The sequence below is a fragment of the bacterium genome (assembly GCA_041649255.1).
GTDB lineage: Bacteria > Hydrothermota > UBA3073 > JACQXS01 > JAQTXJ01 > JAQTXJ01.
Genome location: JBAZNK010000018.1, coordinates 22545 through 37364, shown reverse-complemented (window position 1 = coordinate 37364; position 14820 = coordinate 22545). Strand labels below are relative to the sequence as shown.

Genomic DNA, 14820 nt, shown 5'->3' with positions numbered 1-14820 from the left:
CCGCATCTTTACTTTATTGGGGTAGGTTGAAGCCCTCGCTTCAACTTATATGCTTGAGAATCTTTTTAAATTACCCCGTTTATCTTTTCTGTTATTGTATTCTCTTTTTGTAGGGGTGAATGTCGAAGACCCCGCTCAGGCGGTGGGCATTCGCCCTTTTCTTTCTTGATTGGTTGAGCATTGGCGATTAAAAGCTCTTTCCGCCTCTGGCGGATTACTTACAAGCCCTTATGTCAATTAGGGATTGTTTGTCCGGAGTTTTTTACTGGAGAGATTTTTATCCAAAATTAGTTGGTTGGAAATCCGCCTCAGGCGGAGTAGGACAGGGCAACTCCCCCGTCTGTTTAGTTAGACCTCAGTTACAAAACTTTATATGAAGCTATTTGCAAGTCTTTGTTTTGAATTTTTATTCTTTTTCTATTGACAATTCAATAAAAAAATAGCACTACTATATATATGATTAATCCTGTAGTCGGTTACAAACTTGACCCCGGGGAATTTGGAGTTCCGTTTTCCGCAAGTGCCAGCAACTCCGGTATAAGAGTAATCGGCCACGAGTTAGGTAACCTCAATCGTTTCAGAATGGAAGCGATTAAAGAAGGCGGAACGCTGGTTTCCGCAAAAATTAGTCTTACGACGCAACTTGAAGGCCCGTTTGTAGCGGCTGTACAAGGAGAAACAGAAGTCACTATATCACACCCGGTAGATAAAAATGACATATCGCTAAAAACGACAAATCCTTCCCTTGAAAACGTTGAGAATAAAGAAAACAAAAAGAAACCGGAAGAATCATTGAAAGCTCCTTCACTTGATGAAAATAATCAAGAAGACGGGAACAAAAAATTAGTGGATAAACTTGAGACTGCAGATAAAGTTCTAACTGCAAAACTTAATGCTCTAAAACTTCAGGAAATGCAACTTATGGGAGATGATTCCCCTTCTTCTGAGGCAAAAAAGCAGGAACTGGAAAAAGCAAGAAAAGAGCTTGAAACCAAATTAAAGTATGTAGAAAAAAGTATCACTAACTTATCTATAAATAGTCCCGCAAACAAAACAGTAAATCTTAATAATGCTCAAAATACTTCCATTGATAATTTCAGCTATACCAATGGACAGACAGATATGTTCTTAAAAGGCTTATCCCTCAACCTCTTAGTATAAAAAACAAGTCGGGTAAACTTTCCCAAAAAGCAGATCAACCTCTGTCTATCTTTCTATTCGCCTATCCACATTTTGTCATTCCCGCGAAAGTCGTAGACCCCGTCCGCCTCAGGCGGAGCGGTGACAGGCTTGTCCGCCGTAGGCGGAAATCCATCTTATTTATTCTCTGCAATCTTCCGTCTTTCAATCCCGAAGGGATGATTGGATTATAGGCGGGGATGAAATCCCCGATAATTCAATTCCCCACAGCTCAAGCCCCAACGGGGCGCAGGACTTTCTGTCCATCTCCGTGTCACCACTTCCCCGTCTCCCTCATCTCCGCTGGGTGTCATTCCCGTGAAAATCGTAGATCCCGCCTCCTTGGCGGTGACGGGAATCCCTGCCTACCGCAGGCAGGCATCTTATCTTTTTCTGTGATTTGTTAATCTTTTAATTCCAAAATCCGCAGTCCAAAATCCAAAATTTCCCCTTCTCCGTGCCTGCCCGCCGTAGGAGGGCCAATCTGCGTCCTTACTTGGAGTTTGTTCCGATAGAAACTTATAAGAAGCCCTTTTCGCCTCTGGCAGATTACTTACAAGCTCTTACTTTAGTTAGAGCTTGTTGTCCGGAATCTTTTGCCGGAGGGATTTCTATCCAGCTCTTTGGGCTCTGCAGTGAAATCTTTTCGTTCCCTGTTTTCTGTTCCCTGTTTTCTGTTCTTTGTTTTCTTCCTACTTAACCCACTTAACCTACTATACTTACTCAACTCACTTTACTGTCTCAAAAACCTCAATCACCACCGGCACGCTGTGTTTCCCGTCTATCCTATCCTCTTCGTTCCCGGGCAACCCCCTTATCACCCGTCTGCATATTGACGGACTGTATTCGGGTTTCCCTGTTTCTGGCGATACTCTCTTGTAATAATAATGAATATAAAACCGCAAATGTTCGCTTCGCATCCGCTTCCCCCTTTTAATATAAGGGTTATCATATTCAATTACAACTTCCCTGAAATTAGGTTTTTGAGAAACGACTTCCCTTTTTGGTACTACCCCATATACCCCCAAGTTTCCCGCCCGTTCCTTCATACTCTTTTTTTCAGTTTCTTTAATTCCAAAATCCGAATTCCAAACTCTAAAATTCATACTTTCCATTACTTCTCGTATTTGCCATTTAAACCTCAGAGGTTCTATAACTGAATTCACACGGACTCTTTCCAAATCATTAACTGTCAGTCCGGAAGTTTTAAGTTTCTTTTCCAGTTCTTCATTAAACTGTTCCGGCGATATGTGAAAAAAGTCTCCCGTTATCCTGTCAAATATGCCTATTCCGATTTGGTTAACCGTTATTGGTTTTCTTCCCATAGTTCGCGGTACGAATATTTGAATCTCTTTTTTATCCATATCGTATCTGTTTGCGCATACGCATTTGGGCGGTTCCAGCGGTCCATTTGATATTTGAAGTTTCTCCCATCGGAGGTCGTTTCCTATATTCTGGTTATTCACGCTCATAAAATAATGATACCCCGTGTATGGTTTCATATTCTTGTTTTTCACAAGCGGTTCCCATATAGGATAAATCATATCTTTATTATAATTGGACGCTATTTTCCCCAACACGTTCATCCGCATATGTCCGCGCTTTGCATCTTTTGTAACCGTAGGTTTCCACGGCATCAAACTCATCGCAAATATCCCGCTTCTTACTTTTCCGTTATTATCAACGTATCTTCGTCTTGATAACAAAACACCGGTTGCGCCTTCTTTCGGTCTGAACCCCATATTTGCTTCTGCCTTATTTCCCGTCCAGCTCAATTTCCCGTATACCGTCCCGAAAGACCCCAGTACTCCGGGTATAGCTCCTCTTCCGGTAAGCAGTTTTCCGGGCGTCCTGCCTAAACTTCGTATTCCCATTGCGCGAAGTTTATCTTGTTTCGCCTTATCTAACCGTGCCCATCCCGTTTTTATTTCTTCAAACTTTTTCATCTGTTATTTTTGGCTTTTCCTTTCATTTCATCTGTGGTTTTCCCATTCTGTCATTCTGAGCGTAGCGAAGAATCTCTTACCTCGTTTCGTTTAGTTGGAGTTCGTAACGTAGGAACGTTACTCCAACTTATCCAGCTCAGCTGGACATTCCCATGAAAATCGTAGATCCCGCCTCCTTGGCGGTGACGGGAATCCCTGCCTACCGCAGGCAGGCATCTTATTTGTTCTCTGTAATTTGTTAATCTTTTCATTCCGAAATCCGCAATCAAAAATCCAAAATCTTAACCTTCTCTTCTTTTTTCTGCTGTTTCTTTGTCAATTTTGATATTTGCATTTTAATTTTTGATATGTCTTCTTATCCATCCGGTTTTTATCTCTTCAAATTTTTTCATTTTTGTTGCTTTTTTATGTTATTTAAGAGAATTATTTCACTGCGTCAAGAAGAAATTATATTGTTAAAACTTAGCAGAACATTCCTTAACTGATCTTAGGATATTCATTCTCTTGAAATTGTTTCCAGTTAGGATTAGTTAAAATTCCAGTATCTTTTTGAATCCTTTTCATTTGTAATTCATTCTCTTCTGTCCACTCTGGCATATCAAGTAAACCAAAACAATATGAGCATGTTGGTTTTATTCCCTTTTCTGTAGCAATGCCAATAACTTTTCTGTTATCCTTGAATGTTCCCCTGCAAACATAACAAAATGTTCTTAATGCTTCTTCTCTTTGAGTTATTGGAGTTTTATCATCAATAAATAAAAACGCGTATGTTACTCCCAAAATATTTTGAACTCGTCTGAATACATTATTTTCTATATCTTTATGAGCTTTTAAAGCTATTTCTAAAAAACTCTTAGCTAGAATTCTTCTTTCAAAACGAGATAACTTTGCCATCTCTCTTGCAATTTTTTCATATTCTGGATTATTAGACTCATGCGCTCGGTCAATCATACTGTCCCAACCATAACTAATCTTATTTTCTTCTTGTTTTAATTTATATTCTGGTTTATCTTTTAAAGCATTCCAACAGCCTTCTTCTAAGAAAACACCAGTACATTTATCCCAAGAATCGAAATTGTATTCGTTCATTAAATAGTACGCTAATAGTTCTTTTTCTCCTCCTGAAACAACTAATTCAAAGTTTTTTCTAGTAAACAATTTTTCTCTTTGTTTTAAATATTTACAAAAATCAGAAATTGTATCTAACTCATTTAATATAATTTTAATAGATTCCTTATTAAAAGTAGGGACTATTAATTTTTTTACTGTATCAATAGGGCAATAAAACACCTCTTGTTGTCCCATTAATAAAGAAATCAAATAAATTTCCTTGATTTCTTTAGGATTAAAATCCTCCTTTCCCCTTTTGGGATTTGCTAATTGAATTGAGGTTTTTAAATCAAATAATTGTCTTTTGGCTCCGGAAAGTTGTCTTAAATTTTTCTTTACTTCAGATTGATTATATTTTCCATCGCTGTCTATTTTTAAATCTTTAACTTGCCAAATGATTGCAATATTATCAAAAACTATTAGTAAATCGCAAAGCTCTTTATTGTCTGGTAATTTAGGATTTAAATAACACCAATCAGTTAAAAAGGTCTTTTGTGCTAAGTTATAAAGCATCTCTTCTGCCTTTTTGCCTTTTAGTTCAAGATATCTTTTATTGTTTTCCATATAGAAAGCAAATTAGGGACAGGGACTATCCCCGCCAAGACGTGGTGTTCTATTTTTATTCTTCATTCCGCGTCCCCCTTCCTCCAGCCCTCTGTCTTTTTACCCCACTCCCTTCTCCATCATTTCTATAACTAAAATACTTTTAAACAATCCCCTTGTCAATTTTTTTATATGTTATTTTTTAGCCCGAAATTCTTTCTGTGCTCTGCGATAATCTATATGAAAATCTTTTTTTATCTGTTTATTTGTTTTTCTATATTCAATTACTCTTTATGTTTTTCAATTTTCTAATTTTTTGTCTGCGTGCATCTGCGTAAATCTGCGTCCAAAAATTCTCTGTTTTCGTGTCTTTCTACCTTTTCCACCCACCATTTTCAAACACAACTTCATCATCAATATAGACAGTGCAATCCAACCTCAAATCCTTTACAATGTCCCAGTGAATGTTTGATTCGTTTCCACCCTCTTCCTCTTGAAATCCATATCTTTACTTATTTTTTCCATGGGTAAAAAGTCGCCGCGAGTCTAATAGTATTGAATGTTGAATTTAAGTAATATCCATTAGAAGAATAATATGTGTCATAAAAATTCCTACTACCAAACTTATAAGCAATATCTAATTTGAAATTACGCATCTTTATCCCCAAACCTGCAGTATAAGATTCTATTGGTTGTATAACTTCAAGGGATGGACTTGCTTGGAAAATATTTTCCATATTATAACCGCTTCTTAGATAAAAGTATTTTTTTATATTAAATTCCCCTCCTACCAGGATTTCCGTACACCAATCTTTCTCATTTTCTTGGTTCATCCCAAACGGATTTTTATCTACCAAAAACTCTATCCCAAGCCCTACTTTTTGAGCGTATGAATAAAAAATGCCTCCCCTGTATTCTATCGTTTTATATTCGTATGACATGTAAGCATTGTTCCCTGCTGTAAAATCAAATTCACTGCCTATATTAATCTTGTTCTCCCCACTTTTTATACTATAAACACCTCTAATATCTACGTTTTTCAACCAACCTGAAGAAGTCATTTGTGTAATTCCTGAATTTATCCCAACTTTCAACCTGTCTTCCAATGAATAGATTGCCTGTATTCCTTCTGTTTTACTTATCCCTGTACTTGACTGCATCTCCTGGATTTGATAAGCAAAAGTGAATCCTAAAATAAGATTCCCTCTAATTATCTTAATTGGATTAGAGCTTATTCCTGTGATGATTTTTTTGATATCATCATTTTTTTTATAGTTGATAGAGTCATTCTTTTTCTCATAATCCCAGGACATTTCAAACTCTTCGCCAATAGTAAACCATGGCAACTTATAAGCACCGGATAAAGAAAATTCTGGAAACTTGAAATTCCTCTCATAAGATTTATTGGATGTAGAGTAAACTTCCTGTAAGGACCAATCCCTATAATATGGCTCCAGACTAAATGCCATTTTAGATGTCCGGTAAGTAGTTTCATTACCTATCCCTTTACTTGGGAAAAAACGAACCCGGTCATCTCCTTCCTCTTTTTCTTGATAATATGAACCTTCGCCCTCTATCAATGAGTAATTTGAATCGTCTTCTATAAGTCCTGCTACATTGAACCCGAAATCGTACAGATTTAATTCATTAGATTCATCTTCTACTGCAAGACTAAGACTTCCCATTCCTGCAAGTCTAGATGAATATCCCCTAGAGGAAAACAACAAACATTGCAATATCAATATCCCGATTATAATCAACCTCATAAATTATAAAATTAAGTTAACATCAGCTCCACCACCCATCTCCCCCAATCCCCTCTACCATTTCTAATACCAAGTTGCTAACAATCTTTTGGGTTAGCTTACTTGGAATTATACAATAAACTCATATATATAGCATCTTTAGGTATAAAACTAAAATACTCTAAAACAATCACTTTGTCAATTTTTTAGTTTTATTAATTATTTATTATCCGTGGCAATCCGTGTAAAAGGAGTTTACCCCGCTGTGGCGGGGTGGCTAACAAATCTATTCTTTTTTTTAATCTCTTAAAGTCTTAGCAAGCCCTTTCCAGTTTTACTGGATTAGGGATTGCTATCCCGCAAAACGGGGCTTCAAATCCCTGTTAGAACTCTCTATTTTTCTTTTCTCTGCGAGCTTTGCGACTCTGCGGTGAAATTTTTATTCGTGTTAATTCGCGCCCCTGCCTACCGCAGGCAGGCATTCGTGGATACTAATTTTTTATTTGTTATATTTTACAATAAATTATAACAAGCCCTTAGGCGATAGCCTTTAGGTATTGATATCCAGCTCCGCTGGACAGTTTTTACTGTCTACACAATCTATACTGTCTAAACTTTTTCACCTACTTCCTCGCAAACCTCTCACACCCATCACTCAACTCTTTCGGCTTATCATCCAACCCGCATACTCTCCCCATCCCCACCTGAGTATACCTACAATAAAAACATTTCTTACTATCACGCGGATATTCAAAAATATCCAGATATTTCAATCTCAGGTTTTCCTTAAATGAGCCTTTGTACCATTCCCCTCCATATACCCAATCTTCCCACTTTTTTACATTCTCCGGCTGTTTTTTACGGTCTAAAAAATTTCCTAATCCAAGAATTAATACAAAAGATATTAAAAAAAATAATGTTCCAACGTTATATAAAAATCTACTCTGTTCAGATACAAGATGCGACAGAGCATTTAATGAGCCACCTATTGCTAGAAATATATATCCCAGACCAATATAAAATAGCTTTGCCTTACGCCAAAATTGTATCCCCACTCTAAAGCAAATAAACCCGCAGAAAAGCATTACACCCCAGGGAATTATTTTCCCCCACGGCTTCCAGAAAAAATATAATAAACAACCCACACCTAATGCTATAATACTAATCACAACTATCCCCGTCGTTAAATTCTTTCTATAAGAGTTCATATTCTTACCCCTCTTTGCAACACTTTCAAAATATTTTTAATATTATTTCACCAATATCAATCTCTTGCTATCTAAACGATTGCCGGCTTTTAAACTCACAAAATACACGCCGGATGATAGTTTCCCTCTGCCCACATCCGATTTAGAAAATTCTACATTATAACTTCCCGCTTCTTTCCCCTCCTCATTTACCAAAGTTTTAATAACTCTTCCGGTAATATCATGAATTGTAATTAATACCTGTGTTTTGCTCGGAATGTTATAATAAATACTAGTTCTTTCAATAAACGGATTAGGTGATATGTCTATTTTTGATCCCGCCTTGGCGGGATTTGATTTCTCCTCTACCCCCAGCCCCGTCGAAGACCACACATCATTATAAGCATCAAGATACAATCCTCCAATCACCCACATCTTATTATCAAAGATAACTGATGTATGAAGACCTCTTCCTACCCATCCTGCTGAATCTGTTGCTTGTGTCCAGTTCACCCCATCCGTGGAATACCAGACATCATTATAAAAACCAATCCCATTCCTTCCTCCAAGCACCCACATCTTATTATCAAATACAACTGATGTATGAGCAGTTCTTGCTGCCCATCCCGCCAATGCCGTAGCCTGTGTCCAACTTATCCCATCTGTGGAGTACCAAACATCATTATAAACAACACTATCATTCATTCCTCCAATCACCCACATCTTATTATCAAACACAACTGATGTATAAAGATATCTTTTTGACCATCCTGCTGAATCTGTTGCCTGCGTCCAACTTATCCCATCTGTAGAATACCAGACATCATCATAACTACCACTATCATTCATCCCTCCAAGCACCCATATCTTATTATCAAACACAACCAATGCGGGATATGACCTTCCTGACCATTCTGCTGAATCCGTCGCTTGTGTCCAGCTTATCCCATCAATAGAATACCATGTATCATTTCTATATGTATAATCGACACCTCCAATCACCCACATCTTATTATCAAACACAACTGATGTATGCCCATTTCTTTTTGACCATCCTGCCAATGATGTTGCCTGCGTCCAGCTCGCTCCATCCGTAGAATACCAAACATCGTTATAATTACCAAGCTCTCCCATTCCTCCAAACGCCCACATTTTATAATCAAATACAACTGATGTTTGGCTTACCCTTGCTGACCATCCCGCCGAATTTGTCGCCTGTGTCCAGTTCATCCCCGCAAAAATTAAACTACTAATAAAAAAATTACAAATCAAAACAGTAATAACCATAATGTTCCTACTAATTATTTTCCTCATCTCCCCTCCTCTTTTTGTATTAAAAACACCCCTATTCCCTTCTAACATTTCTAATACTAAAATACTTTTAATCAACTCCCTTGTCAATTTCTTTCTGTTATTTTTCAATCTTGTGCAAATCGCACCTGCCTACCGTTTTTTCTTGGTAGGCATTAATCCTGCCTGCCCGCCGCAGGAGGGTTAATCCTGTCAAAGTTTTCTGTTCTCTGATTTTCTGATAACCTGATACCCTTCCTATAAGAAGCCCTTGAACGATAGTGATTAGGGATTCGTATCCAGCCCAGCTGGACTGATATTCTGATCCTCTGATATACTCTATGTTTTACTTTACTCTGCGACCTCTGCGGCTTTTTGTTCTGTGATAATCTTATTATTTATGTTCTTATGCTCTCTAATCTTTTTCCCCAATAAAAGTTTGACATTTCCATATTCTAGAATTAAACTTCCAAACACTATGAATAACAATAAAATAACCGCATTACAAAAAAATATAAAAGAAGTCGATTTGTTCCTTATTACCGGCATAAACAACATCTTCTACCTTACCGGATTTACCGGCTCCAGCGCCGTTCTCCTCGTAACTAAAAAAGATGCCGTTTTCTTTACCGACTTCCGATACAAAGAACAAAGCGCCCGCGAAGTTAAACTCGACTGCCGAGAGGCAAGTTCCGCTAAAATCGTTATAGTAAAAAATTCCTTGTGGACTGAAATCATATCCCATTCCATTTTCAAAGGCGTAAAAAAAATAGGATTTGAATATAGCATAGACTACTCAGCTTATGAATACCTGAAAACTAAACTAAAAGGCAAAAAACTTATCCCTCTAAGAAATAAAATAGAAGACTTCCGAACCATAAAAAATGATTACGAAATCGCAACCATAACTAAAGCCGTCGAAATCGCCGATACCGTATTCGCCTCCATAACCCGCCTCATAAAACCCGGCATATCTGAAGAAGAAATCGCAGTCGAATTCGAATATCAAATACGCAAAAATGGCGGCTCAGGCATTTCCTTCCCGACAATCGTAGCTTCCGGTCTAAATGCCGCACTCCCCCACGCTATCGCAGGTTCAAGAAAAATAAAAAACGGCGATACCGTTGTTTTCGATTGCGGAGCAATATACAAAAAATACTGCTCGGATATGACACGAACACTCATAATCGGTAAAAACCCTCTCGCTGAAAAAGTTTATAAAATAGTCCTCAACGCACAAGAAACGGCAATCAAAGCCATAAAACCGGGAGTCTCCTTAAAAAAAATTGATACCATCGCAAGAAATATAATAACTAAAGCCGGTTACGGAAAATATTTCGGACATTCCCTTGGACACGGAATCGGTCTCGATGTTCACGAGTCACCAAAATCTTCCCCAAAAAGCGAAGATTACGCTAAACCGGGAATGGTGTTTAGTGTAGAACCGGGAATATATTTACCCGGAAAACTCGGCGTAAGAATAGAAGACCTTGTATTGGTTACGGATAAAGGAGTAAAAATACTTACAAAATCCAACAAATGCGCACATTTATAGCATTAAAAATACCCGAACCCGTTAAAAAAGATATCTTCTCTTTCCAAAACAAATTAAAATCCCAATTTACGAAACAAATTAAATGGGTCGAACCCGAAAACATTCACTTGACACTGAATTTCATCGGCGAAACCAAACAAGAACAAATAGAATCCATAAATACTGTCATCCAATCCTGCATTAATAATATAAAACCTTTTCAAATTTCATTCGACGGCGCAGGCGCTTTTCCAAACTTGCAATTTCCTAAAATTCTGTGGGTAGACTTAAAAGAAGGTAGGGAAAAAGTTATGAAACTAATGATATCCCTTAATGAAAAACTCGCAGATATAGGATTTGAATTTGAAACCCGCGAATTATCCCCGCATCTAACCATCGGTAGAGTAAAATCTCCCCTTTCAAATCTTCAATATCCCCCCTTCACTTCGGAACCCTTTGAAATAAATAACATATACCTTATAAAAAGTGAACTTACCCGCGATAAACCAATTTATACCGATATTAAAGAATTTGTATTAGTAAAATAACTTAAGTCAGGAGAAATCATGGAAAAATTTTTTCATAAAGTATCTACAAGCATCCTGCTTGTAAGTAAAAATGTATTTACAAGCATCTTGCTTGTAAGTAGTTTAGTTTTAAACGCTCAGGACTTCGCAAAAGGCACATTAATTGTTAAGTTCGCTCCGGAAGTTAAAGTCTCTGCCGAAAAAGGCTACATTACAACAGGAATTGAATCAATTGACAGATTAACCGAAAAGTATAGCGTTAAATCTGCAGATAAACTTTTCCAAAACTATAAACCCGCTAAAGCCAATAGAGAAGTAATCATACAAGGTAAAACTGTAAAAGTTCCAACTCTCACAAATATCTACAAATTAACTCTAAACGAGAATACGGATATCCTCAAAGCAGTTAAAGAGTATTCAAAAATGCCCGGTGTCCTATATGCTGAGCCTGATTATATTGCCCATAGCTGTACAACTCCAAATGACTCATATTTTGGTGAACAATGGGGACTAAATAAAATACAGGCAGAAGCTGCATGGGATACAACTACAGGAGACTCTTCCGTTATTATAGGATTTATTGATACCGGAATTGATACCGCTCATCCTGACATTGTAAACAATCTATGGATAAATAAAGACGAAACCCCCGACAACAGTATCGATGACGACGGGAATGGTTTTGTTGATGATGTATACGGATGGAATTTCGTAGATAATAATAATAATCCGAATGACGGCGCAGGCCACGGAACACATTGCGCAGGAACTGCAGGCGCAGTTACAAATAATGCCGCCGGAGTTGCAGGAGTTAGCTGGAAATCAAAACTTATGGCAGTAAAAGTATTAAATAATAACGGTTCCGGAACTTATTCGGATATTGAAGAAGGTATTGTTTATGCGGCACAAAACGGCGCAAAAATTATAAATATGAGCTTGGGTGGATATTTCTATTCGCCTACATGGGAAGCCGCTCTTACAAATGCTTACATAACATCAGTCCTGGTAGGAGCTGCCGGGAATGATGCAAAATCCGACTCTTTTTATCCTGCCGCTCTTCCTATGGTTCTTGCAGTTTCCGCTACGGATTCCTTAGACAAAAAATGGGATGGCTCGAATTATGGCTTCTGGGTTGATTTGTCCGCACCCGGGTATAATATATACAATACTACAAAACTAAACGGTTATGCAAGATTTACCGGGACTTCCTGCTCCGCACCTTTTGTCTCAGGCGTTGCCGCACTCGTTGCAACATATAATCCTACGTTCTCCCCCGGTGCAATTATGAATATGATAACGGCTAATACCGACTTTATAGACAGCTTAAACCCAACTTATGCAGGCAAATTAGGAACGGGCAGATTAAATGCTTACCTCGCGCTTACGGGGAGTACGAATCCGAAACTTGTTGTATTTAATGATACCATAAAAGACCCGACCGGTGATAATGATGGAGTGCCGGATATTAGCGAAACCGCAAATTTAATACTTATACTTCAAAATAATGGAATGGATGTGAACGGAGTTTCCGCGATTTTGCATGCCGATGATATTGACATTACAATCTCAGACTCTACGGCCGTTTTTGGTAACCTTCTGGCAAGAGAAAATAAATCAAATTCGGCAGACGTATTTACATTCTCCGTATCCGATAGCTGCCCGCAACATAATGTGTTATTTAAATTATATCTAAGCGCAGGTGCGTATACGGACACTGTTGAATTCTCTATCGCAACATCAAATACCCGCGATGAGACCGGCGTAATATCAACAAATACTATCTGGAAAAAAGGAACTCATATAGTTAAAGGCAATGTTAAAGTTAATTCCGGTATAACCTTAACAATAGAGCCCGGGACCGAAATAAAACTGGATTCGGCAAAAACCATAATGATAGATGGAACTTTAAATGCCATTGGAACAGAGACAGATTCAATTATATTTACAAAAAATAGCCCTGATACAACTAAAAGATGGGGAACATTGAACTTTAAATCCGGTGCGAAAAGCAACCTTCAGTATTGCCGGATTGAATGGGCAGGTAAATCGGGGATAGATAGTGATGATGGAGATACGCTCTATGTAGCAAACAGCACAATATCGAATAACCTTTCTTCTGGTTGGGGGGGCGGTATTTCTAATAGTGGGGTAATGACTATAACCAACAGCACAGTATCTAACAACTATGCCTCTGACTATGGCGGTGGTATATGTAATGATGGAAATGCAAATTATGGAGGTTCGCTCATTGTAACTAATAGCAAAATATCTGATAACTCCGGCAATATGGGTGGTATTGTAAACATAAATCAAGGTTCGCTCATTGTAACTAATAGTATGATATCTCACAATCATGGTGGTGGTGTTTCTACATCATGGGGGACAGAGATAACGATAAGCAATAATCTATTTTTAAATAACTTTTCTTCACAAAATGGGAGTAGTATTAACGCTTTTCAGGCTTCCGTTAATTCTACAATTATTCGCAATAACACCATAGTAGATACTACCAGTTTTTGTGCCATATATGGGATAGATTCACTACGTTTTAATAATTTACTTGCAACCCATTGCGCAATTCGTAACATGAACGTTAATAATATCCCGGCAGGTTCTAACTACTGGGGAACAACTAAGACGGCAAAAATCGATAGCCTTATTTATGACTTTAATGAGGACTTTAATCTCGGCACCGTAAATTATACTCCATTCCTAACCTCTCCGTCTCGTTCCGCACCGCCATACTTGGATAGTATACGAGTTAATCCAAACCCTGTGGGAATTGAAACTTTAAAAGTATATCTTACTTTCAGCAAACCTATGAATATAAACGTCGCACCTAAAGTTTTGTTTGCAATTGATGCCCCGGTATTCGACACTTTAAATACGCATAGTTTTGATGGATTATGGGCTGACTCAATGCATTGGAACGGATATTACGTTGTAGATGCAATGGTAATGGATACTACTTATAGAATAAAAGTAAGCGATGCACGCGATGACTCGTTCCCATTCCCTATTCTAACGGATACTCGTGGGATATTCCGTGTCTATACCGCAGGAAGCGTGTCGAGAGAACTTATTACGGCAAACGTACCTGCCGGAATAAAACTTTCATGGCATCATTCATCCGTCATAAATCTTCTTGGGTATAATATTTACAGGGATACATTATCCGGCGGCCCTTATAAACTCGTGAACTCAACTGTAATTACTGACACCGCTTATACCGATACCACTACGCCCCACGGGAAAACTTCTTATTATGTCTATACAATTCTTGATAATAATTTTAAGGAAAGCAGTTATTCAAGTGAAGCATCTGCCACTGTTGGAGTAGAAGAACTTTCTGTCCCTAAAGTCTTTGCCCTCTCAAACCCTAATCCAAATCCGTTTACTAATCACTCAACTCTTATGTACCAACTCCCGGTGAAAAGTAACGTATCTTTACGGCTTTTTGACTTAACCGGCAGATGTATTAAAACATTAGTTGACGAAATAAAAATACCGGGTTATTACAAAGTAGACTTAAAATCAAAAGATTATCCTGCCGGAATTTACTTTGCCAAGTTCGCAGCTGGCAGCTATAAGGAAACAAAGAAATTAGTTTTAATGAAATAAATTTGTAGGGTCAGTTCTGCCTTTTGTGGTAGGTCAGGACAGTATGTTTGGAGGATTCTTGTCTGACAAATATATTGAATCCCGCCTTGGCGGGATATCCAGCTCAGCTGGAAATATTTGATTTTTTTAGAAGCCCTT

Annotated in this window: 10 protein-coding genes; 4 read left to right on the top strand and 6 right to left on the bottom strand. The window is 37.9% G+C overall.

The annotated features are described in order from the left end of the window. Positions 1–456 precede the first annotated feature (456 nt). Complete coding sequence (locus WC614_11585) at positions 457–1161, top strand: hypothetical protein (GenBank protein MFA5033646.1); 705 nt, start codon at positions 457–459, stop codon at positions 1159–1161. A gap of 746 nt (positions 1162–1907) precedes the next feature. Here WC614_11585 and WC614_11580 read toward each other — a convergent pair. From WC614_11580 to WC614_11555, 6 genes are all read right to left on the bottom strand, one after another. After that, positions 1908–3125, bottom strand: coding sequence for a hypothetical protein (locus tag WC614_11580; protein ID MFA5033645.1), 1218 nt, complete (start codon positions 3123–3125; stop codon positions 1908–1910). A 50-nt stretch (positions 3126–3175) separates the two neighbouring features. Further along, positions 3176–3376, bottom strand: a complete 201-nt coding sequence (locus WC614_11575) for a hypothetical protein (protein MFA5033644.1) — start codon at positions 3374–3376, stop codon at positions 3176–3178. 226 nt (positions 3377–3602) lie between these two features. Beyond that, a complete protein-coding gene (locus tag WC614_11570) occupies positions 3603–4799 on the bottom strand; it encodes a hypothetical protein (GenBank protein MFA5033643.1) in 1197 nt (398 codons plus the stop codon). A gap of 491 nt (positions 4800–5290) precedes the next feature. Further along, positions 5291–6463, bottom strand: a complete 1173-nt coding sequence (locus WC614_11565) for a hypothetical protein (protein MFA5033642.1) — start codon at positions 6461–6463, stop codon at positions 5291–5293. 683 nt (positions 6464–7146) lie between these two features. Beyond that, positions 7147–7731, bottom strand: coding sequence for a hypothetical protein (locus tag WC614_11560; GenBank protein ID MFA5033641.1), 585 nt, complete (start codon positions 7729–7731; stop codon positions 7147–7149). A gap of 42 nt (positions 7732–7773) precedes the next feature. Further along, positions 7774–9024 carry a T9SS type A sorting domain-containing protein gene (locus WC614_11555; GenBank protein ID MFA5033640.1) on the bottom strand — a complete coding sequence of 417 codons (1251 nt, stop codon included), beginning with the start codon at positions 9022–9024 and terminating at the stop codon, positions 7774–7776. 454 nt (positions 9025–9478) lie between these two features. Between WC614_11555 and WC614_11550 the strand changes: the two genes are divergently transcribed. From WC614_11550 to WC614_11540, 3 genes are read left to right on the top strand one after another with little or no spacing between them, the layout of a single operon-like run. Beyond that, positions 9479–10555 (top strand): aminopeptidase P family protein, encoded by a 1077-nt coding sequence (locus WC614_11550; GenBank protein MFA5033639.1) that lies wholly within the window; start codon positions 9479–9481, stop codon positions 10553–10555. Next, positions 10540–11082, top strand: coding sequence for an RNA 2',3'-cyclic phosphodiesterase (thpR, locus tag WC614_11545; protein ID MFA5033638.1), 543 nt, complete (start codon positions 10540–10542; stop codon positions 11080–11082). Before WC614_11550 ends, thpR begins: the two co-directional genes overlap by 16 nt. 18 nt (positions 11083–11100) lie before the next feature. After that, entirely contained in the window at positions 11101–14682 is a 3582-nt protein-coding gene (locus WC614_11540; protein ID MFA5033637.1) for a S8 family serine peptidase, read from the top strand. The last annotated feature ends 138 nt before the right edge of the window (positions 14683–14820 follow it).

Bases quoted from the DNA above. Each gene is read 5' to 3' on its own strand.
- thpR (MFA5033638.1), top strand. From the start codon at position 10,540: ATGCGCACATTTATAGCATTAAAAATACCCGAACCCGTTAAAAAAGAT.
- WC614_11570 (MFA5033643.1), bottom strand. From the start codon at position 4,799: ATGGAAAACAATAAAAGATATCTTGAACTAAAAGGCAAAAAGGCAGAA.
- WC614_11575 (MFA5033644.1), bottom strand. From the start codon at position 3,376: ATGAAAAGATTAACAAATTACAGAGAACAAATAAGATGCCTGCCTGCG.
- WC614_11540 (MFA5033637.1), top strand. From the start codon at position 11,101: ATGGAAAAATTTTTTCATAAAGTATCTACAAGCATCCTGCTTGTAAGT.
- WC614_11565 (MFA5033642.1), bottom strand. From the start codon at position 6,463: ATGGGAAGTCTTAGTCTTGCAGTAGAAGATGAATCTAATGAATTAAAT.
- WC614_11555 (MFA5033640.1), bottom strand. From the start codon at position 9,024: ATGAGGAAAATAATTAGTAGGAACATTATGGTTATTACTGTTTTGATT.
- WC614_11585 (MFA5033646.1), top strand. From the start codon at position 457: ATGATTAATCCTGTAGTCGGTTACAAACTTGACCCCGGGGAATTTGGA.
- WC614_11550 (MFA5033639.1), top strand. From the start codon at position 9,479: ATGAATAACAATAAAATAACCGCATTACAAAAAAATATAAAAGAAGTC.
- WC614_11580 (MFA5033645.1), bottom strand. From the start codon at position 3,125: ATGAAAAAGTTTGAAGAAATAAAAACGGGATGGGCACGGTTAGATAAG.
- WC614_11560 (MFA5033641.1), bottom strand. From the start codon at position 7,731: ATGAACTCTTATAGAAAGAATTTAACGACGGGGATAGTTGTGATTAGT.